Source organism: Bifidobacterium sp. MSK.17.10 (assembly GCF_019129655.1).
GTDB lineage: Bacteria > Actinomycetota > Actinomycetes > Actinomycetales > Bifidobacteriaceae > Bifidobacterium > Bifidobacterium adolescentis.
Genome location: NZ_JAHOJD010000003.1, coordinates 216580 through 237880 on the forward strand (window position 1 = coordinate 216580; position 21301 = coordinate 237880).

Below are 21301 nucleotides of genomic sequence, written 5' to 3' on the forward strand. Positions count from 1 at the left end.
TCTTGCGATGTGCCGAATCGCGTTGCGGTGGATAAGTGTGGATGACACGCCGAGGGTGTGGATAACCCACATTCTCCGACCACAGGTGCCGTTTCGGCTTGAACCCATGTGTGGTTTCGTTTTTCAATCGGCGGTATGAGCGATGCAATTTCTTCATTACAGGTCCCTCCGGTCCCATTGCCGTCATACGGAGGCCGTGACGCACGCGTGACGTGTTCGCCGAAAATCCGGTCGCAGCCAGCGGCCAGAGTGCGGCAGCCGACTCGATCCCAGCAAACCGTTCGGCGGGAAACGGTCTCGCCGCAACGGTTCTATACGCCGCAGAACGCCGTGGACGCGCGAACGTCGGCACGATGGGCCGGGCCTGCCGTGGCGGGCGGTTTCATGGGTTCGCCGTTGGAATCGTCATCCACACGGATGAAACCCGTTGAAGCGCAACCGGAACCTGCTCCACTCAACGTCGTGGTGGTCGGATCCGCCGTCGCCGGAGTCGGTGCCAGCACGTTGGCGGCGCTGCTGGCCCGCGAACTAACGGAACGTGGATGCAAAAGCGTGCTGGTAGACGCAGATCTCAACGGTGGCGGTCTTGACGTGCTGCTCGGTGTGGAAGATGAAGACGGTTCACGCTTCGGAGACATCAGCGCCCCGCTCGGCAAAGTGGACGGCAAAGCGCTGCTGCGAGAACTGCCCGTGTGGGATGGCGTGCCGCTGCTGGCCTGCAATCCCTGGCGAAGCGAAAACCCGCAATCCTGGGAGATCCAGGCATGCATCCGCGCGCTCGCGCAGGTGAAGGACGCGGTGATCGTGGACGCCGGGCAATGGCGTGGACTCGATGACGTTCCGGAACTGGCCCAGGCCACACACATCACCGTGGTTGAAATGACGGTGCTCGGACTGGCCCGAGCCAAAGTGTCCATGAAATCGCGTGGAACGGCGGAACGGCAGAAACATGGCCATATCGTCGGCGTTGAACCACGCGGCGTGGCGCGTGGACGTGGCGTGACCACGCTGGAAGAGACGGAAAACTATCTTGGCCATTCCCTCGCGGCGGTTGTCAAACCGGACGCCAAGCTATGCGGTGAACTGTTGGACGGCCTGGGCCTGCGCAGACCGAACCGCCAAACCGTCAAAGCCTTGGCCGCGCTCACGGATGAACTGCAGGAATCGTTGGAAGGCAAGCGGGTGAAGCATGGAACTCGGACCCCTTAGCGCCATCGCCTCGCAGCCGGGCGTCACGGACATCGCGGTGACCTGCGACGGCACGGTTTGGGCGGATTGCGGCCAAGGCATGCAGGAAGTATGTCTGCTGCGCAGATGCTTTCCGTCAGCGCAGTCGATTCGTGAATTCGCAGTGCGATTATGCTCGCAACTTGGCCGACGGCTTGACGACGCCTGCCCGATCGCCGACGCCTCCACCGTGGACGGTCTGCGCGTGCACGCCGTCATCGCACCACTGGTGCCGCAAGGCGCGGCCATCAGCATACGATTGCCCGATGCGGTCTCGCCCAATCTGGAATCGTTGGCGCGCAACGGCATGTTTCCAGCCGAATGGCTGCCCCTGCTGGCCGGACTGGTGTCCCGCAAGGCAAGCGTGCTGGTGACAGGCGGCACCGGTGCCGGCAAAACCACAATGCTCAAAGCCATGCTGATGCGATGCCCGCCGAACGAGCGCATCGTCACCGTCGAGGAAGTGCGCGAATTGGGCATGATCCAACATGCCAACCACGTGTCTCTGGTCACACGCGAAGCCAACACGGAAGGTGCCGGCGGCATAGGCCTTTCCGAACTGATCTGCGCGACGCTGCGCATGAGACCGGACCGCGTGGTGGTCGGCGAATGCCGTGGCGGTGAAGTCGTGGATCTGCTCAGAGCCTTGAATTCCGGGCATCGAGGCGGCATGACCACATTGCACGCCAATCAAGTGGAGGCGGTTCCGGCGCGATTGGTCTCATTGGGTTTGTTGGCCGGATTGGAGCCACGCGCCACGGCGGCGCTCGCCGAGGATGCGTTCGACGTGGTGCTTCATGTGGAACGTATCGCCGGCAGACGGCGCATTGCGCAGGTCGGCAGATTGGAAGCGGTGGAAGGGCGATTGCATGGGCGTCTGCTGGCCGCCTGGGATGGCCGTACGGTCCGTGCCGGCCAACGCTGGGATGGATTCATGAGCCGATGGAGCGCATGATGCGTGATGCGTGTGGTTGGGAATATTGCGCCGCATGGCTGGCGTCGATGGCCGTCTGGCTGTGGCTGAACCGGAACGCGGAATGGGCGGGATCGCGGCGATTGCAGCGTGTGCTGGTTCGCTTCGGGCTTCGTTCGGCTGACGATAGCGGCGGGGCCGATGGAGATGGGACCTGCGACGATGAATCCGACGGCCATGGCAGAACAGTCCGGAACGATGGGGAAAACCGGGATGCATCGCCACGGATGCCGACCATCGGCGCTGCCGCATGCGTGGCCGCGCTGCGGGCGTCCGTACGCAGCGGAGCTACCTTGGTCCAAGCGTTCGAGGAATTACAGGGCGCTCCTTTCGCAGTGCCTGAACTGACCCGTTTCCGTATTGACATGGCCGTACGAAGCCGCTGCTCGCTTCAGGAACAACACAAGCATGTGGATCAGCTTGGTGCGGAACTTCATGCGGCCTGCACGTTGAGTCTGCAGTTGGGCTGCGAGATGAGCCGATGCCTGGAGGCCGTCGCGGCGTCGTTGAAGCGGCGACGGCTGCTCGATGACTTGCGTGCCAACGCTTTTGCCATGCCGCAGGCCACGGTGAAGCTGCTGATGGCATTGCCGTTGCTGACGGTGATGCTAGGGGAATGCATGGGAGCCCATCCCTTGCGATTCCTTGTGGAAGACGTGAAAGGATGGATGTGCCTCGGCTTCGCCGGCTGCTGTTATGCCGTCGGCTGGTATTGGATTCGCAGGCTGATGCGGCAGGAGCATGTGCGATGAGCTTGGCATGGCCGATGCTGGCAGCGGTGGGCGCCGCTGGCGCGACATGGCTGTATGAATGGTCGCCAGCCAGAAATCCGCCCGATTCCGACGTGCGGTCATGCAATCTGCCACTGCCCTTGATATTGGAAATGTTGAGCGTGGCGATACGTCAAGGAGCGTCCATTCCACGCGCGCTGATTACGGTCGGAAACATTGTGGAAGGTGAGTTCGGCGGTGGATTGCGCTCGGCTGGAGAACGGCTGAATAGTGGCATGCCATGGAATGAGGCATGGCCTGACGATGATGATTGCGCCGTGGTCCGTGACGCGTTCTCCTCATCATGGTCGAGCGGCTCCTCGCCGGTGAATCGGTTGGCAACCGCAATCGAGCAGCTGGATTGGGATGAACGGTCGCGGATTGAACAGTCGGCGGCGAAACTGTCGATTCGGTTGTTGCTACCGACCGGCCTGTGCATGCTGCCGGCCTTTGTCGCCATTGGCGTGATTCCGGCGGTGATGTCGTTTCTGTAGCGGCCGATTCGCCATGGGGTAGTGCGGGTTGGTGCGAATTGGCTCAAATTTGCTCGAATCGGACCGCGGTCGGAATGACGGATGATGCGCGGTCCGTTCCGTCATGCCCTAATCGCTTGTGGATAAGTGTGGATGACACGCCGAGGGTGTGGATAACCCACGTTCTTCGACCACAACCCACGAAAACCATGCCATCGCCGATGCCAATACCTGACACTGAGCGTACCCGGTCAATCGGCCGGGATTAGCCGAATGAAAGGAGCGTCATGAACGACGCAATGTCAATCAATGTCGATGGTTCGCCGGGTCTGATGGGTCGCGTCGGCCAGAAGTTATGTGCGGCCAAGGAACGTGCCAATAAGGCGGTCTGCCTATTGGACGCGCGCATGCGCCTGCTGACCGCCGAGCCGGAGAAGGGCGCGGTCACCGCCGAATACGCGGTGGTGCTGGTGGCGGCCACGGCATTCGCCGCGGTTCTGATCGCCATCGTGAAATCGGATGTCGTGAAAACGCTGCTGACCGGCCTCATCAAGAAAGCGTTGAGCGTGGGGTAACCATGCTTGCGCGATGGTGGAGACGCCATGCCCGTGACGCCGATTGCGGAACCGTCACCGCCGAATTCGCGGTGGTGCTTCCCTGCGTGGCCGCGGTGGCGATTCTGGTGCTGTGTTTGGGGCGTGCCTCCATAGTGTCCATGAACTGTCAGGACGCTGCGGCCGCCGGTGCGAGGGCCATGGCGATTGACGCCGGCGGCGAAGCGAAAGCCCGCGCCGCGGCGCAAACCATTGCCGGTGGCGGTTCCACGGTGTCGTTCGCCGCCAATGCGAACAGCGTCACCGTTGTGGTGCGTTGCCCGGTTGCGGCGGATCCGACCGGCGTGCTGCCCGCCAGCGTCGTGGGCAAGGCAACTCGGTATTTCTGATTGCGATGTTCATGGCAGCGTGCTGTCCGTAACGGTTTTTGAAAGGCTTCCAATGCGCGGCAAGAAAGGAACGACTTCCGTGAAACATGACGTGAAACAGTATGTGCGACGAGTGGTGCATGTGTTGAAAGGCGCGGACGAAGGTTCCGGAACCATATCGGGAGTCGCGCTGATCGCAATCGTCGCGGCCATGCTCGGTGCGGTCGCCATGGCAGGCAATCTGCTGCTGTGCGTGCATCGCGCGCAGAATACGGCCGACTTGGCGTCGGTGGCCGCCGCGCAGTCGCTGCGTGACGGTGCCGCCGACCCGTGCGCGGCCGCATCGCGTACAACGTCGGGCAATGGAACCCGGCTCGAATCCTGTGCCATTGAAGGCGAGGATGCGGTGGTCGCCGTGCAGGCGGCCACGCAGGTACCGTTCGCACCGTGGGTCGTCCGGCAGTCACGTGCGGGGCCTATTGCCTGTGATTAGGAGATTGCCGGACAGTCGTTGCATGACGACACGGAATGTTCAGCTGAAGGTAATGGGCAATCTGGCGCTTGACGTGAAACATGGTTATCGTACAAGTATGAGCAAGACGTCACATGCGAATACGACCGTTGCCGTGGTCTGCAATCCGACATCGAACAAAGGCAAGGGCGCCCAAGTGGGCGGTCATGTCATTGATCTGCTGCGCGGAGCCGGACGCAAGCACGGCTTCGACGTAATCGATGTGACCGGCACAAGCTTCGACGATTCCCTGGCCAACGCCCGCCGCCGCGGCGACGAATACGATTATCTGGTCGCGGTCGGAGGCGACGGCATGGTCGCGTTAGGCGCCAACGCAGTCGGCTGCTCCGGCAAACCACTCGGCATCGTGGCCATCGGCTCCGGCAATGATTTCGCACGCGGACTGGATTTGCCGGTCAATCGCGTCGAAACCGCCGTTGAAGGCATTGTCGGTGCGATTGTGCGCGGCACGCATATCGACGTGGACATGGGCTTGGTGACTTCGTTGCCTGACGGTCATGCCATCGATTCGACCGACGGAACCGATGTTTCACAGTCGCGCTCGCCGATCGACCGCTATTATGCGGGCATGCTGTCGTGCGGTTTGGACGCAAGCATCAACGACCGCGCCAATCATTCGCATCTGCCGAATGGCTCGCTGCGGTATTTCGCCGCGGTCATCGTGGAGCTGACACACATGAAAAGCTACGGATACCACATCAAGGCCACGCTGGCCGACGGTTCGGTGGAGGAGCGGGATATCATCTCGCCACTGCTCACCGTGGCCAATTCCCGCCATATCGGCGGCGGCATCGAGGTGTCCCCGTATTCACGGTTCGCGGACGGACTGCTTGATCTGGTGTGGCTTGACCATGTGCCGAATTTCCGGGAGTGCGTGGACGCGGTGGCACGCGCCTACCACGGCCGACTGCTGGGCAGCCATGCTTTCGGATGGAAGCGGGTGCGCGACATCGAAATCACCCGCGCCACCGAAGGGGATGAGCCTCCGGTGTTGATGGCCGATGGCGAATACGTGGGCCATTTGCCGGTGAAGGTCTTAGCCAAGGACCGTGCGCTGCGTGTGCTGGTGCCGCCGGCCGTGGCGGAAGCGCAGGCGGCCGACAGCGAGGAACGGGTGTTGGAAACCATCAAACGTGACGGTCGTGACCCTCTTACCGGTAGATTCCTCGCCTGACGTCGTTTTCCGTCAGCCAGCCGGTGCCGCTCGATGCCCCTCCGGACGTTGAACGGCCGTTATATGTTGCTTGCCGGCGGGAATGACGCGTGTGAGAGCACCGTCACAGATATTCGTCCAAATGCAGCGTCTGTGCCGCCACCTGCCTGACAATGTCATCGTCAATGTCAGGATGCAGTCTGATCAGCGAGATCAAGCCGACGATCAGCGTGTAGAAGGTCTCATGCTCGTTGCGGATCGGCATGCCGTGCTTTTCCTCGAATTCACGTACCGTGGAACCGCACAGGTATTCGGAAATGCGGTCCGCGGCCCGGTCGATGAACCTCAGATACAGTGCAGCGTTGCCATCCTCGATGAGACGTTGGCTGAACGGGCCTTCATCGGCGATGAGCGAACGGGTCAGCCGCACCACATCGTCAAGCGCCTTCGAGATGTTGCCGGCCTCGCGATGCTCGTTCCACTCTTCCAGGCGGGCGATGACTTCGCTGATGACATCGTCGAGCACGGCATCCGCAACCTGGTCTTTGTCTTGGAAATAGTGGTAGAAAAGCGATCTGGTCATGCCGACCCGTTCGGCGATATCGCTGATCGTGATCTTCGAAAACCCTTTTTCCAAGCAGATCTCACGTGCCGCCTGCACGATCTGCAAGCGACGCGCGTCTCCAATGGTGCTGGTGGACGCTTCCGGTTTCCCGGTCATGGCTCTCTCCTCCCAATCGCGTGGCAACGCCTTGTGCGGCATGGTGGTGACGCACGGGTTTTAGGCGCGCAACAGTCAGCGTTCGTGACCGACGGTACGCCGATCACACGGTTCATGTCTGATTTCCAGAGTACCGGCTGCGCCGGTTGTAGATCAGACAGACACGCGATGGACTTGCGGAGATGGTCGGCCTCGGCGCTTCCCGATTGGCGAACGTGTCGTAATTCATCGATACTCTAGAACACTACGGCGGAAGGAATTTGCGATGGCACTGGCACTGTATAGAAGGTATCGTCCCGACACGTTCGATGGCGTGATCGGACAGGATCAGGTCACGGTTCCGCTGATGCGTGCGCTTGACGAGAACAAGCTCACGCACGCCTATCTGTTCTCCGGACCGCGCGGCTGCGGTAAAACGAGTTCCGCGCGTATTCTGGCCCGTTGCGTCAACTGCGCCAAAGGTCCGACCTCGCATCCGTGCGGTGAATGCGCCAGCTGCCGTGACCTTGCCACCGGCGGCCCCGGCTCCATCGACGTGGTGGAAATCGACGCCGCCTCCCATAACGGTGTGGACGATGCCCGTGAACTGCGTGAACGTGCCGGATTCGCCCCGGCCCGCGATCGCTATAAAATCTTCATCCTCGACGAGGCCCACATGGTCACGCCGCAGGGCTTCAACGCGCTCCTGAAAATCGTGGAGGAGCCGCCGGAGCATGTCATGTTCATCTTCGCCACCACCGAACCGGACAAGGTGATCGGCACCATTCGCTCCCGCACCCACCACTATCCGTTCCGTCTGGTGCCACAGGAGGTCATGGGCCCGTATCTTGAGCAGATCTGCGCCGACGAGCATATCGAGGCCGAAGCGGGTGTGCTGCGCTTGGCCATGCGTGCCGGCGGCGGATCCGTACGTGACACGCTGTCCGTGCTCGACCAGCTGATGGTCGGTGCCGTCGACGGCAAGATTCCTTACGATTCCGCGGTCGCGCTGCTTGGTTTCACACCGGACGCGCTTATCGGCGAGGCAATCGACGCCGTCGCCGACAAGAACGGCGAGGCGCTGTATGGCGTCATTCAAAAGGTCGTGGTCGGCGGATTCGACCCCCGACGTTTCGTTGAGGACCTGCTGGCGCGCGTGCGCGACCTGTTGGTGCTCACCTTGGGCGGTGAGCGTGCGGAAAGCGTGCTGTCTGACGACACCGCGACCGAGAACATGGACGATCTGCATCGCCAGGCGGCTTCGCTGGGATTGGCCGCGCTTACGCAGATGGCGGATACGATCAACGCCACGCTGGCCAACATGACCGGTGCGATTTCGCCGCGCATGCGCCTGGAACTGCTCGCCGCCCGCCTGCTTGCCGGTCGTGAGACGGGCGTGGTCGCGCAAGCCGCCGCACCATCGTCCGGCATGCCGGAAGCTGGGCATGCGGGCGGTGCCGCAGCGTCTGAATCGCAACGTCCGTCCGGTTCCCGTAGGTACGCCGCGCAATCGGCACGTGGAAGGCATGCCGTGGAACCGTCCGCGGCTCCCACGAATCCGGCCGATGCCGTCGTTTCCGGAGCGGCCTCCGTATTGGCGGAAGTCCAGCAGGCGATGGGTGGACCTCTGTCGGAAGGCAGCGAGCCGGCCGCTTCAGCCGAGTCCAAGCCGGTTGAAACGCAGTCTGCGCCATCCAAACTATCCAATGCCGAAGCTTCCGCTCCCACCCAGTCCGTGGCTCAGTCCGCGCCCCAGCCTGCGGCAACGGACGATCGCACTCCCGATCAGAAGTGGGACGCGATCGTTGCCGGCCTGCCTGAGGATGTCCGTCGCTACGTGGACCGCGAGAAAGTGCCCCGCGTGCTGCTGGACGGGGCCAAAGGCCGACTGTGGATTAAATTCGACAAGTCGTTGAGCAAATACGCGTTCGCCAAGGCCGTGGCCAAGGAAGCGGTCGACGGCACCACCAATGTGGTGCAGATCGTGCGCGGCGAAGTGCATAAGGTGTTCGGCCCCGATGTCACTCTCGCGCCGGCCAAGAAGCTTGCCGACGGTTCCACCGCGGTGCCGTGGAGCAAGCTCAGCCCGGAAGAGCAGAGCAAGATCAACGCGCAGCTGGTGCAGGAACAGCTGAAGGCCGCCACATTGCTGACCGCGAACCTCGGCAAGGAGGTTGCCAAGGAGCCGGAAGACGACGATCCGTGGAACACCCCAATTCCGCAGACGCCCATCGCCGAAGGCAACGCCAACGACGTACAGCCGCCGGAACACCACGTAAAACATGTGGACGTGCCGGATGTGAGCGATGACGTCGATCCGTGGGCCACGCCACTGCCCACGCCGCAGACGGACGATCAGGAGCAAGACCAACCGAATGGGCCGGAGCAGCCGCGGCAAAACCAGCCGGAACAGCACAGCGAACGACATAGCGCACGGCAAAGCGCCCGCGAAATGCAATCGCAACAGGCCCAGCAGCCGGCGTCATCGCCGGCAGGATTCGCGGATGACCCATGGGGAGCCCCCATGCCGGTGCAGGCGGGACCGCCGGAGCCTGAAGTCGCCCCGGAAGACGACGAATACTCCATGAGCGACGAATCGATCGGCGCATCGAACGCTTTGGACATGAACGACCTGAACAGGGTGTTCGAAGTGAAGAAAGTCGAGGAATTCAGCTCGGACGATCCGCATAATCCGCGCAACATGCAGGTGAAGAAAACACTTGACGACTGACACCGGCCACCGCACGTCGCATGTCGCTTATCGTACGGCGAGTACCGGGCGCTGGCCATCAGACGTCAGTTGTCCGGAACGTGGCTGCGGCAACCAGTCAACGAAAGGTATGAACCATGGCTTTGGCCTATGACGGCGCCATCCAACGACTCATCGACGCGTTCGCCAACCTGCCCGGCATCGGGCCGAAAGGCGCGCAACGCATCGCCTTCTACCTGCTCAACGCGCCCGACGAGGAATCGCAGGCACTGATCGACGCCATCACGGAAGTCAAGGAAAAAGTACGGTTCTGCGATATCTGCGGCAACGTGTGCGAAACCAGCCCATGCCCGGTATGCGCCGACCCACGCCGCGACCACAGCGTGATCTGCGTGGTCGAAGAGCCGAAGGACGTGATGAGCATCGAACGCACCCGCGAATACCGGGGCATGTACCATGTGCTGGGCGGCGTCATCAACCCGATGGCCAACGTGCAGCCGAGCGACCTCAACATCGCGAAGCTCCTTGAACGGCTTAAGGACAGCGAAGTCAAGGAGGTGATCCTCGCGCTCAACCCGAACGTGGAGGGCGAGGCCACCACCAGCTTCCTCTCGCAGCTGTTGAGCCAGACCGACATCAAGGTAACAAGGCTCGCCAGCGGCCTGCCGGTGGGCGGCGACCTCGAATACGCCGACGAGATCACCCTGGGCCGCGCGCTCGCCGGCCGTCGCGCCGTATGAGCTCCGCTGGCATGGCCTCCGCGAGCCGTCGGTCCCGCGCCCAGCTCATACTCAACCGCTGTCCAGCAACGTGTTCCGCATGTTGGGCGCGGTTGGACTTGACAAAATGGATGTTTCCTATAATAGGCTTCACTTGCCGAATCGGGCAGGTGATACGTTGAAGAAGATTGGATAAGTTGTGGCTCTCATCGTGCAGAAGTTTGGCGGCTCTTCCGTAGCCGATCCAGAATCGATCAAGCGCGTGGCCCGACGCATCATCGAAACGAAGAACGCCGGCAATGACGTGGCCGTCGTGGTCTCCGCCATGGGAGACACCACCGACGACCTGATCGATCAGGCGCTCAGCATCGATTCCAACCCGCCGGCGCGCGAGATGGACATGCTGATGACCGCAGGCGAGCGTATTTCGATGAGTTTGCTCGCTATGGCGATTCATGCGGCCGGTTCTCATGCATACTCGTTCACCGGTTCCCAGGCTGGTTTCATGACCGACGCGCAGTTCGGCACCGCGCATATCAAGGCCGTGAAGCCCGATCGCGTGCGTCGTGCATTGGATAAGGGTTCTGTGGCGATCGTGGCCGGTTTCCAAGGCGTGAACGAAGGCGGCGACGCCACCACGCTCGGCCGTGGCGGTTCCGATACTTCCGCAGTCGCGCTCGCAGTGGCGCTGGATGCCGACATCTGCGAAATCTACACCGACGTCGATGGCGTGTTCACCGCCGATCCGCGTATCGTGCCGACCGCCCGTCGCATTCCCGTCATCGACTACGAATCGATGCTGGAAATGTCGTCCTGCGGTTCCAAGGTGCTGGCATTGCGTTGCGTGGAATACGCGCAACGATTCGGCATGCCGTTGCACGTGCGCAGCTCCTTCTCCCACCGTCGCGGCACGCTGATCGTGCCGGAAGGCGTCGATCCGCGCACCCTGCCGAACATCTGAACGGCAGCCGGGCGGTGTAATCGCAGGCAATCGCAAATACTTGCAAGACAACGCGAAAACGAAAATAAGACTTTACAAACAAAGGTAAGAACATGAGCGAAAACAACAACCAGTCCATGGGCGACCTGTTCCCCGACCTGGGGCCGGAAGTGCCGATCATCTCCGGCGTCGCGCACGACAGCACCGAGTCGCTGGCCACCGTGCGCCGCGTGCCGAACGAGCCGGGCATGGCGGCGAAGGTGTTCACCATGCTGGCCGAGGCCGGCGTGAACGTGGACATGATCGTGCAGGCCTCCGCCTCCACCGGCACCGCCGACATCTCCTTCACCGTGCCGGGCACCGCTGCGGCCAAGGTCCAGGAAGTGCTGCAGGAGAAGCAGGGCGAGCTGGGCTTCCAGTCCTTCGACGTCGACCCGAACGTCGGCAAGGTGGCCGTGGTCGGCGTGGGCATGAAGACCCATTCCGGTCTGGCCGCGAAGTTCTTCAACGCGCTGAGCGACAAGGGCGTGAACGTGCTGATGATCTCCACGTCCGAAATCCGCATCGCCGCGCTTGTGCCGCTTGAGCAGCTCAACGACGCCGTCAAGGCGCTGCACACCGCCTACGGTCTGGACGCCGACCAGGTGGAAGCCGTGGTGTACGGCGGCACCGGCCGCTGATAGTGCTGGCTTCAGTTTCCCAGTATTTTTAAAGGGCATGGTTTTGCGACCATGCCCTTTTCGTTTGCTTTTTACGATTCACGCCGTACGTTGCATACCGTGCCAAGCAGTCCCCGAACAAGCAAAAGGCCGGCTCCGAAGAGTCGGCCTTTTGCCTGGCTATGGCTCGTCTATGCGGCTTACGGTTTAGCTACCCAAGCCGCATAAACGTCGCATCACTTCTTGGTGATGTAACCCAACGCCTTAAGCATTTCTGCGCTTTCCAGCGCGCCGCCGGCGGCGCCACGCAGGGTATTGTGCGCTAATCCCACGAACTTCCAATCGAAAATGGAATCCTCACGCAGACGGCCGATGGAAACACCCATACCACCCTCGTAATCCACATCCTTGAGCACCTGCGGACGGTCGTCCTCGGTCAGGTACTGGATGAAATGCTTCGGAGCGTGCGGCAGGCCAAGCTTGGCGGCCTTGCTGGTGTAGTTGACCAGACGGTCGATCAGCTCGTCCTTGGTCGGGTTCTTACCGAAGTTGATGAACACGGTGGCGGTGTGGCCGTTGAGCACGGGCACGCGGATGCACTGCGAGGTGATGCGCAGCGGACCGTCGAACGGCACGATCTCGCCCTTGGCCTCGTCCACATGGCCGAAGACCTTCAGCGGCTCCTTCTCGGACTTCGCTTCCTCGCCGGAGATGAACGGAATGATGTTGCCCACCATTTCCGGCCAATCCTTGAACGTCTTGCCCGCGCCGGAAATGGCCTGGTACGTGCTCACGATGACCTCGTGCGGCTCGAATTCCTTCCACGCGGCCAAAGCCGGAGTATAGGCCTGGATGGAGCAGTTCGGCTTGACGGCAATGAAACCGCGCGTGGTGCCGAGACGCTTCTTCTGATGTTCGATGACCTCATAGTGCTCCGGATTGATCTCCGGCACCACCATCGGCACGTCCGGAGTCCAGCGGTGGGCGCTGTTGTTGGACACGACCGGGGTCTCGGTCTTCGCGTATTCCTCTTCGATGGCGCGGATCTCGTCCTTCGGCATGTTCACCGCGGAGAACACGAAGTCGACGTCCTTGACCACGTCCTCGACGTCGGCCACGTTCTTGACGACCATGTGCTTGACGAACTCCGGCATCGGGGTTTCCATCTTCCAGCGGCTGCCGATGGCCTCCTCGTAGGTCTTGCCGGCGCTGTGCGCGGACGCGGCAAGGGTGACCAGTTCGAACCACGGATGGTTTTCGAGCAGCGTCACGAAGCGCTGTCCGACCATGCCCGTAGCTCCGAGAATGCCAACCTTAATCTTTTCGGACATAACAACCTTTCGCTTATGCTGGAACGGTTTTCCAAGTTTTGCAAGTTTGATTTTGCTTACGCTTGAGGTCGACCAGCCGGCCCCAAACGACGTCGTGGGCGGCCACACGCGTTGTTCAATCTTACGAAAACATGCCGTCATGTCCGCCGAGCTATCCGTATGCTGGTCGGTAAACGCGCTCGCGTACACTGGTAGACATGTCGAAGGCATCAGAAGAAGCGCAGAAGCAGCTGGATCGTATCGTGGCGTTGGGGTATCCGGATGTGGCCGATATGTCGGCAGCCGCGTTCCGCTCGCTTGCGCGCCCGCTTATCCGTGCGTTGGAGGATTGCGGTGATGAAGCTGGATTGGGCACGCAGATCCTTCTGGTACCTACGCGCGAGCTGGTGTCTCCTGAATCGCTGATCGCCCGAACCTCCATCAACCGCATGGCGGGGTTCACCACCATGCCGCCGCGCGATATCGCCAGCTTCCTGCCGCAGGATGGTTTCGAGCCGCCGGAGGGGCCGTTCTATCTGGTGGTCGAACCGCACACCGGCACCTGCTATATCAACCGCGAGCCGGACGTGGCACGCAAGCTGATCGATTCCGACGAGCGCCTGCCGCTCACATTGGAGGAAGGTCTTGCGATTGCCACACAGCATCCGGAATGGTTGCTGGAGAAGAACGGCTTCAATCTGCTGGGCTCACGTTCCGCGGACGGCCGCGTGCCCAGCATCTGGATGAGCCAGAACGCGCCGCGTCTGGGCGCGGTCTGGCCGAATTCGCGCCACACGTGGCTGGGCAACGCCTACTGCGTGGCCCGTCGCGGCGTCAGTCTCTTTCGCTGATTCGGATAAGCCGTTATTTTCTCGCGGGCCTGCGCAGCAGCTCCCGCGCCGCGTAGCCGATTGCGCCGCAGGCCACCGCGCCCGCGCCCAATAGCGTGGCGCTGACCTGCGGCCTGCGCAGCTCGTTGCGCACGCCGATCAGGTCCGTCACGCAATGGTCCTCGAAGAACACGCGTAATTCGTTGCTGGAATAACGGCCGACCAGATCGCCCCACGTCAGCATGCGCGTCACGTACGCCATCGGATTGTCTTCGCGGAATTCAAACAGCCGGATGCCACGGAACCGCGATTTCGGGCCGTAGCATTCAAAACCACAGGTCGGCGCGTACCCCAAATCGATGTCGTGCACATGCCCGACGAACGAATTCTTGTGGTCGTGCCCGCAGAACAGTGCGAAATAGCCGCCCGCCTCACGCAACGCGTCCACTTCGCCCACGTTCACGTCGGCGCAGCCAATCGCCTCGCCCAGCCGCGAACCGGGTCGGCACACATCGCGGTCGAGCACATAGCAATGTCCTGCGAATTCGCGCGCGCCCTCCACGGCGTTCGGCGTGTAGGCGGGCACTTCGCGCAGGCAATCGTAGAATTCCTGCGGCGGAATGTGCTGGAAGGCAATCGCCGGCACCGCCTGCCCGTCGCCATTGCGCCTGCCCAACTCGCGTTGTACGCGCTTCAGCCATTCGACGGCTTCCGGCGAGGGGGTGCCGTAGCCGTCGGAGTCGGCCAAATCCCAGCCGCGCGAATTCGCCGCGTATTTCGCGTATTCGGTGACCGACTGCCGTCCGTTGCCGTCACCCGCGTCTGCCGTGTCGGCGTAATCGCCCGAATTGACCATCATCACGCTCATTGTGATACGCCCCGAACCGTCGGACGCTTCGATCGGCAACGCGAACGTGCCCGGTTCGAGCGCCAACGGCGACGAGCCGGCGACGGGATTCATACAGCCGGCAAACTCGCGGTAAAGATCGTCCTGTTCGTCGGCGAGGATACCGCATTGGAAATCATGGTTGCCGTACGTCGCTGCGAAGGGGATATGCGATTCCAACGCCGGCCCCAAAAACGCGGCGAACGTGTCGCGCACTTTCTGCCGTGTCTCGTCGAGCAGCGACGCCGCGGTGACGCGATTGATGGCTTCCGCCCACGATTCCAGCTTGCTGGCAGAACCGTTGCGACCTGCGCTTTTCACCAGTTTCGGCGAATCGGTGCCGATGCCGTCGATCATCCACCGTTCGTCGGAGGGCTGCGATTTGGTCAGTGTTTTGGCGATCGGATGACGTTTGATGCCGCGGATTTTCGCTTCGATTTCGGTGACCGCGCGCACGTGCGTACCGGGCTGTTCGCCACGGCGGCGTAGAAACGTATCGATATATGCCGGATCGTAGCCGCGGATCTGATCGCCGGTGAGCACGATGAGGTCGGGATGTGCCTTCCTGATAGCGGCTTCGATCAGCCGAATCGTGTCTTCGCGCACGTCCGGACCATCCTGAATATCAGCCATTTGCAGCACCCGGAACGTACCGTCGCTGTTGAATCGCAAGCTCATGATGCCCACTGTACTGCGGCAAATCTGGATATGGGGTGAAATAAGGGCGCGAAAATCGCAAACCATGCCGTCATATCGCGGAATACCGGCAAAATATGGGATTGGTTGTCGCTAGTATGGGCGGCAGTGCAGGTAGGTAACATGCACGTAACAATGTGGATTGGCAGAAGGCCGATCCGACTTTACAGATAAGGAGGAGTGATGGGTCAGGATCAATCGTCAGTGTTTGATCTCGCGGCAGTCGCCGCGGCGTCCAACGGAGGGAACAACGACCCGCTGCTGCCTCCGGCGCGTTACATTGGAGCTCCGCAAAAGCCCAGCAAGATGCCGTACAACAAGTACGTCGCATACGATAAGCAGGTGCCGTTTGATTTCCCGGAGCGTACGTGGCCGGGCAAGCGACTGCAGCGTGCGCCGCGTTGGTGCTCCGTCGATCTGCGCGACGGCAACCAGGCTCTCGTCAACCCGATGGATTCCGAGCGCAAGCTGCGTTTCTGGAACCTGCTCGTGTCGATGGGCTTCAAGGAGATCGAGGTCGGCTTCCCGTCGGCTTCCGAAACCGATTACGACTTCATCCGCATGCTGATCGAGCGCGAGCTCATTCCGGATGACGTCACCATCGTCGTGCTCACCCAGGCCCGTGAGCACCTGATCCGCAAGACCTACGAGTGCCTGAAGGGCGCCAAGCGCGCCGTCGTGCACTTCTACAATTCCGTGTCCGTGCTGCAGCGCGAGGTCGTGTTCCGCAAGGACAAGGCCGGCATCAAGAAGCTCGCCACCGACGCGGCCACCCTGTGCAAGGAGCTCGAGGGCGAAGCCAAGGGCATCGACCTGTACTACGAGTATTCTCCGGAATCCTTCACCGGCACCGAGCCGGAGTACGCAGTCGAGGTGTGCAACGCGGTGATCGACGTCATCAAGCCGACGCCGGAACATCCGATGATCATCAACCTGCCGGCAACCGTGGAAATGACCACGCCGAACGTCTTCGCCGACGAGGTCGAGTATGTGTCCAACCACCTCGTGCCGCGTGACGCCGTGGTGCTCTCCCTGCATCCGCACAACGATGAGGGCATGGGCGTTGCCGCCACCGAGCTGGCGGTGCTGGCCGGTGCCGACCGCGTGGAAGGCTGCCTGCTGGGCAACGGCGAGCGTACCGGCAACGTCGACCTGGTCACCCTTGGTCTGAACTTCCTGACCCAGGGCATCGATCCGCAGATCGACTACTCCAACGTTCCGGAAATCCGCAAGACCGTCGAATACTGCAACCAGATCAAGATCTCCGAGCGCCATCCGTATGCGGGCAACTTCGTGTTCACCGCGTTCTCCGGCTCCCACCAGGACGCCATCAAGAAGGGTCTTGAGGCCCGTCAGGTGGCCGCCGACCGTGCTGGCGCCGATCTGGACAGCTTCGTGTGGCTCGTGCCGTACCTGCCGATCGACCCGAAGGACATCGGCCGTTCCTACGAGGCCATCATCCGCGTGAACTCCCAGTCTGGCAAGGGCGGCATGGCCTACCTGCTGAAGACCAACCACAACCTTGATCTGCCGAAGCGTCTGCAGGTCGAGTTCGAGAAGGTCGTGCAGAACTACGCCGATGAGACCAAGAAGGAAGTCAAGGACGAGGACATCTGGCGTCTGTTCAAGGACGAGTACCTGCCGGTCGAGGAATCCGGCGCCACCGCGGCCGGTGTCGTGGTCGGCGACAGCAAGGACGAGACCCTGAAGCAGTGGGGCCGTCTGAAACTGCTGAAGGTGTCCGTCTCCTCCGGCGAGGATGGTTCCGACACCGTGCTCAAGGCCAGGATTCTCGACCGCGGCGTGAACGTTGGTATCGACGAGCCGGTGGAGCGTGAGGTCTCCGGCATCGGCAACGGTCCGATCGCCGCCTTCCTCAACGCCGTGAGCAACTTTGGCATCGAGGCTTCGGTGATGGATTACGTGGAGCACACCATGTCCGTCGGCACCGATGCCATGGCCGCTTCCTATGTGGAATGCCAGATCGGCGAGGAAGACAACACGAGCATCGTGTGGGGCGTCGGCATCGATACCTCCATCGTCACCAGCTCGCTGAAGGCCATCATCTCGGCCATCAACCGTTCCGAGCGCTGATTGCGCTGATTGCACGGACGCGTTGAGCAAACGCGCCGGATATGATTCGAGGGGCTTTCTGGGTAACCGGGAAGCCCCTCGTCGTTGTCATGTGCCATGCGATGCGCCCGCTCACAAGTATGACGAGCGCGTTCCGTGACGCTTCCCCCTCCGCGGATGAAGGGTGTCACAAGGCCGCCACACCAAGTTGTACAACGATGTAAAACACGGTATAGTACATCGTTATAAAACCTGTATCTGCTTACTGAAGGATCTTCCATGTCGGCCAATTATTCCCTGCTGTGTTATACACGCGAAGCCACCGGACGCGAAGAGGCGAACAACGAGGACATCGCCTACAGCATGCATTTGGCGCTACGTTCCGGCGATGACGCCGAGTGGCAGCCGCTGAACGAAAACTATGGCATCTTCTTCGCGGCCGGTGTGCCGATCGCCGCCGCGACCGCGGAGTCCCGCCGTGCGTGCACGGCCGCGGCGCGCTTCGCCGCCGACCCGTTCGACGCGCCTCGCCCCGCCACCGACGCCGTCGCCCATGGCGTGGTCATGCCCGGTATGGATATCACGCTGAAATCGCTGAAGAATCCGTTCCTGTTCCGCCTTGCGGACGGACGATTCGCCATCGCCGCGACCCGTACCGCCCGCGGCGGTGAGCCGGATGGTTCCGAACGGTCGGCATTCCTGCTCGCCATCAGCGATGATCTGACGGCGTTCGACCAGCGGGGGCTGGTGCTGTTGCGCACCGCCGGTGGGGTCAATCGCCCGTCCGTCTCTTTCGACGCCGCGGACGCGTGCTACGTCGTCTCCTGGACCGGTGACGATGGCAAGGCACGCACCGCGCGGACGGCCGATATCGTAGCCGCCGCCGGTTCGGGCAGGCCGCTTGATGTCGTGGAATCGGCGTCGTCGCAGCCGTTGCGTCAGACCGGGGATTGCGGCATTCCGAACGCCGTCGTCGGCAACAGCATCGCCATCAGTGAGCCGGAGGCCGAGCGCCTGATCGAGCGCTTCGGCCGCATCCGCAATACCGGAACGTCCGTGCCCGCCCAGCGAATCGATGCGGGCCTGCATGGTGAGGATGCCCGGAATGCGGTTCTGGCCTTGGCCGCAACCCGTGCGGAGCTGGCCTACAGCGACGGCTCGCAGGCCGCACGCGCGGTGGATTGGAACATGGCCCAGCTTGAGGCCATCGCCCAGGAGACCTCCGAGGGAACGCTCAAGGCCGGCCAGACCCGTACCGTCGAAGGTGTGATCCGCCAGAGCGTCTATCCGGTGCCGTTCGCGGTGGAGCGTGCCGACCCGTCGGTGTTCGCGTGGGATTTCAATGGCAAGCCGATGTTCATGTTCATCGCCACCGATGACACCGACGGCAATTGCGTGGATCCGAACGACGGTAGAACCCATATGCCGCTGCGCATCGCCGACTCCATCGAAGCGCTTTCCGACGCCGCGGGTGGACGGGCCAAGGAGATCGATCTGCTCGCATGCGGCGATCTCAATAGCGAAGATCGTCCGATGACCGGCTGCTTCTGGGCGCCGGAACTGCATGTGATCGGCGGCAAGCTGTCGGTCCTGTTCATGCCTTGCTTCGACGGTCCGCGCGTCAATCCCGACGGCACCCCCAACGATCGTGCCGGCAAACCGGACATGTGGACCGGCAGCTGCCACATCATGCAGCTCAAGCAGCATTCCGACGGCACGGATTTTGATCCGCGCGAGCCGGAGAACTGGACGGTGCCCGAGCCTATCCTCGACCCGGATGGCGAGACGCTCAATCCGATCCAGCGCATTTCGCTTGACATGACCGTGTTGTGCGATTCGGGCCGCTGGTACTACGCATGGCAGCAGGTCGGCAGCATCTGGATCGCCAGCTTTGACCCGGCTCGTCCGGCGAGGCTCACCAGCAAGCCGAAGCAGATCGTCGTGCCGGAATTCGCATGGGACAACATGATCGCCGAAGGACCGAACGCCATCGTGCATGACGGAACGATTTTCCTGATCTACTCGGGCTCGCTGGTCGGCATCGACTACACGACCGGCCTGGTCACCGCCCCGGCCGGACAGGGGGCCGATCTCACCGACGCCAGCGTATGGACGAAGCTCGATTATCCGCTGCAGAAGTCCGGCATGTACAACGGGCGTTGGCAGCTCGGCACCGGCCACGGCATGTGGTCGCATGACGAGGACGGCAACCTCATCTACGTGTTCCACAACGCCGAATACGAGCACGGCCGCTATGGTGGCCGCGACGCCCAGGTGCGCCGCGTGCACTGGTCCAAGGAGGGCATGCCCATCCTGGATATGCAAACGGCGGAGGAACTCGACCCCGACTATGCTGGTGTAACGATGGAGGTTGGTTTCTTCGATGCCGACTGAGTCCGCTGAATGACAAAAGGGGTATATATGCCGAAGCGAACGGGGGGAAACGGCGAGCATGTCGTGACCATGCGTGAGGTGGCCAAGGCGGCCGGAGTGTCGATCAAAACCGTCTCCAACGTGGTCAACGACTACGAATTCGTCTCGCAGGCCACGCGCGACAAGGTCAACAAAGCCATCGTGGAACTGGGATACACGGTGAACGTATCGGCGCGCAACCTGCGCCGAGGGCAGACCGGCATCATCGGCTTGGCCATTCCCGATCTGCAGATGCCGTATTTCGCGCAGCTGTCATCGCTGGTCATCGAAGAAGCGAAGAAAGTCGGTCTGCGCGTGATCGTGGAGCCGACGCAATATTCGCGCGATGGCGAGTTGGAAGCGCTGCACGGGTCCCAGCAGACGATGATCGACGGCCTGATCTACAGCCCATTGGAGCTTGGACAGGATGACGTCGAGCGGCTGAAGGTCGATTATCCGCTTGTGCTGGTTGGCGAACGCATCTTCACCGACCAGGTGGATCACATCGCCACCGAGAACGTGGAAGGCGCGAAGCGGGCCACGCAGTATCTGCTGACGACCGGTTGCCGCCGCGTGGCCGTGGTCGGCGTTCATCCGGGGGAGAAAGTCGGTTCCGCCGCGCTGCGCTACCAAGGGTATCTTGAGGCACTGGAGGAGGCCGGCGTCGAATTCGACGATCGGCTGGTCGTCGAATCGGGCATGTGGCATCGTAGTGACGGCGTGAGGGCCATGAACGCGTTGTTGGATTCCGGCGTCAAAGTCGATGGCGTCGTCGCGCTGAACGACATGCTGGCTTCCGGCGTGATGCACGCGATTCAGATGCACGGCTTGCACATTCCCGACGACATCTCCGTGGTTGGTTTCGACAATTCCGACGATTCACAGTACCTGTCGCCGGCGCTGACGTCGATCGCGCCGGGACTTGAAGCGGTAGCCCGTCTGTCGGTGAAAGTGCTCAAGGAGCGTATCGACGGCCGTGACCCGAATGCCGACAAACCGGGGGAGAAGGTCTTCCGCAAGGTCACATCATCGCTGGTCGTGCGCCAATCCACCAAACTCCCCGCCGATTCCCTCGTTCTCTAAGCGTTCGTCTGCCTGCGGCAAATTTCCTGGCGTACCGGGATACTTTCCGTCCGGCCCTCGTTGCCGTACCCATCGGTTGGCTCTTCCCCAAAGGTGCCGCCGCCGGGCATGGGCGCTCGACCGTAAGCTTGGCCGAACGGCCTTGAGCGTGTCGAGCACCCATGACCGACGGCGGCACCGACATTGGCATGAATGGCGCAAACGATGGACGCCCATGCCCAGCGGCAGCACCG

The 21301-nt window shown here is 61.9% G+C and carries 19 protein-coding genes; 16 read left to right on the forward strand and 3 right to left on the reverse strand.

Annotation, left to right across the window (positions count from 1 at the left end; translation table 11 throughout):
• The first annotated feature begins 417 nt into the window (after window positions 1-417).
• The 8 genes from KSX58_RS03610 (at window position 418) to KSX58_RS03645 (ending at window position 6071) form a co-directional block, all read left to right on the forward strand.
• Window positions 418-1209, forward strand: coding sequence for a P-loop NTPase (locus KSX58_RS03610; protein WP_085380136.1), 792 nt, complete (start codon window positions 418-420; stop codon window positions 1207-1209).
• On the forward strand, window positions 1190-2182 hold the full coding sequence (locus tag KSX58_RS03615; protein WP_039774664.1) for a CpaF family protein: 993 nt from the start codon (window positions 1190-1192) through the stop codon (window positions 2180-2182). Before KSX58_RS03610 ends, KSX58_RS03615 begins: the two co-directional genes overlap by 20 nt.
• Window positions 2179-2952: a type II secretion system F family protein gene (locus KSX58_RS03620; RefSeq protein ID WP_237976391.1), complete on the forward strand. Its 774-nt coding sequence runs from the start codon at window positions 2179-2181 to the stop codon at window positions 2950-2952. The genes KSX58_RS03615 and KSX58_RS03620 overlap by 4 nt, the downstream gene beginning before the upstream one ends.
• Window positions 2949-3464, forward strand: coding sequence for a type II secretion system F family protein (locus KSX58_RS03625; protein WP_003807480.1), 516 nt, complete (start codon window positions 2949-2951; stop codon window positions 3462-3464). Before KSX58_RS03620 ends, KSX58_RS03625 begins: the two co-directional genes overlap by 4 nt.
• Window positions 3465-3730: 266 nt before the next feature.
• Window positions 3731-4018, forward strand: a complete 288-nt coding sequence (locus tag KSX58_RS03630) for a DUF4244 domain-containing protein (RefSeq protein WP_003807484.1) — start codon at window positions 3731-3733, stop codon at window positions 4016-4018.
• A gap of 2 nt (window positions 4019-4020) precedes the next feature.
• The gene (locus KSX58_RS03635) at window positions 4021-4386 is read left to right on the forward strand and encodes a TadE family type IV pilus minor pilin (RefSeq protein WP_003807487.1); all 366 of its coding nucleotides are present in this window, start codon (window positions 4021-4023) and stop codon (window positions 4384-4386) included.
• A gap of 79 nt (window positions 4387-4465) precedes the next feature.
• On the forward strand, window positions 4466-4858 hold the full coding sequence (locus tag KSX58_RS03640; protein ID WP_237976392.1) for an Rv3654c family TadE-like protein: 393 nt from the start codon (window positions 4466-4468) through the stop codon (window positions 4856-4858).
• A 97-nt stretch (window positions 4859-4955) separates the two neighbouring features.
• Window positions 4956-6071, forward strand: coding sequence for a diacylglycerol kinase family protein (locus KSX58_RS03645; RefSeq protein WP_118234972.1), 1116 nt, complete (start codon window positions 4956-4958; stop codon window positions 6069-6071).
• 103 nt (window positions 6072-6174) lie between these two features.
• Here the strand turns inward: KSX58_RS03645 and KSX58_RS03650 are convergent, their stop codons facing one another.
• Window positions 6175-6771 (reverse strand): TetR/AcrR family transcriptional regulator, encoded by a 597-nt coding sequence (locus KSX58_RS03650; RefSeq protein ID WP_033499555.1) that lies wholly within the window; start codon window positions 6769-6771, stop codon window positions 6175-6177.
• A gap of 265 nt (window positions 6772-7036) precedes the next feature.
• On the opposite strand from KSX58_RS03650, the gene dnaX reads away from it, so the two are divergent.
• The 4 genes from dnaX to KSX58_RS03670 all read left to right on the forward strand — a co-directional run bounded on the left by dnaX (window position 7037) and on the right by KSX58_RS03670 (window position 11799).
• Window positions 7037-9481 carry a DNA polymerase III subunit gamma/tau gene (gene dnaX / locus KSX58_RS03655; RefSeq protein ID WP_085407476.1) on the forward strand — a complete coding sequence of 815 codons (2445 nt, stop codon included), beginning with the start codon at window positions 7037-7039 and terminating at the stop codon, window positions 9479-9481.
• A gap of 116 nt (window positions 9482-9597) precedes the next feature.
• Window positions 9598-10200, forward strand: coding sequence for a recombination mediator RecR (gene recR / locus KSX58_RS03660; protein ID WP_085408101.1), 603 nt, complete (start codon window positions 9598-9600; stop codon window positions 10198-10200).
• 178 nt (window positions 10201-10378) lie between these two features.
• Window positions 10379-11140 (forward strand): aspartate kinase, encoded by a 762-nt coding sequence (locus KSX58_RS03665; RefSeq protein ID WP_003807502.1) that lies wholly within the window; start codon window positions 10379-10381, stop codon window positions 11138-11140.
• A gap of 92 nt (window positions 11141-11232) precedes the next feature.
• On the forward strand, window positions 11233-11799 hold the full coding sequence (locus KSX58_RS03670; RefSeq protein ID WP_003807504.1) for an ACT domain-containing protein: 567 nt from the start codon (window positions 11233-11235) through the stop codon (window positions 11797-11799).
• Window positions 11800-12014: 215 nt separating this feature from the next.
• Here KSX58_RS03670 and asd read toward each other — a convergent pair whose 3' ends face one another.
• On the reverse strand, window positions 12015-13109 hold the full coding sequence (asd, locus tag KSX58_RS03675; protein ID WP_085408102.1) for an aspartate-semialdehyde dehydrogenase: 1095 nt from the start codon (window positions 13107-13109) through the stop codon (window positions 12015-12017).
• A gap of 197 nt (window positions 13110-13306) precedes the next feature.
• Here asd and KSX58_RS03680 point away from each other — a divergent pair, with 197 nt between their 5' ends.
• Window positions 13307-13939, forward strand: coding sequence for a DUF5701 family protein (locus tag KSX58_RS03680; protein ID WP_085408103.1), 633 nt, complete (start codon window positions 13307-13309; stop codon window positions 13937-13939).
• Window positions 13940-13952: 13 nt separating this feature from the next.
• Here the strand turns inward: KSX58_RS03680 and KSX58_RS03685 are convergent, their stop codons facing one another.
• Window positions 13953-15482 carry a metallophosphatase gene (locus KSX58_RS03685; protein WP_227561377.1) on the reverse strand — a complete coding sequence of 510 codons (1530 nt, stop codon included), beginning with the start codon at window positions 15480-15482 and terminating at the stop codon, window positions 13953-13955.
• 201 nt (window positions 15483-15683) lie between these two features.
• On the opposite strand from KSX58_RS03685, the gene leuA reads away from it, so the two are divergent.
• From leuA to KSX58_RS03700, 3 genes are all read left to right on the forward strand, one after another.
• Window positions 15684-17594, forward strand: a complete 1911-nt coding sequence (gene leuA / locus KSX58_RS03690; protein WP_217735800.1) for a 2-isopropylmalate synthase — start codon at window positions 15684-15686, stop codon at window positions 17592-17594.
• A gap of 258 nt (window positions 17595-17852) precedes the next feature.
• Window positions 17853-19967, forward strand: a complete 2115-nt coding sequence (locus tag KSX58_RS03695) for a family 43 glycosylhydrolase (protein WP_217735801.1) — start codon at window positions 17853-17855, stop codon at window positions 19965-19967.
• Window positions 19968-19994: 27 nt separating this feature from the next.
• Window positions 19995-21068 (forward strand): LacI family DNA-binding transcriptional regulator, encoded by a 1074-nt coding sequence (locus tag KSX58_RS03700; protein ID WP_217735802.1) that lies wholly within the window; start codon window positions 19995-19997, stop codon window positions 21066-21068.
• Window positions 21069-21301 lie beyond the last annotated feature (233 nt).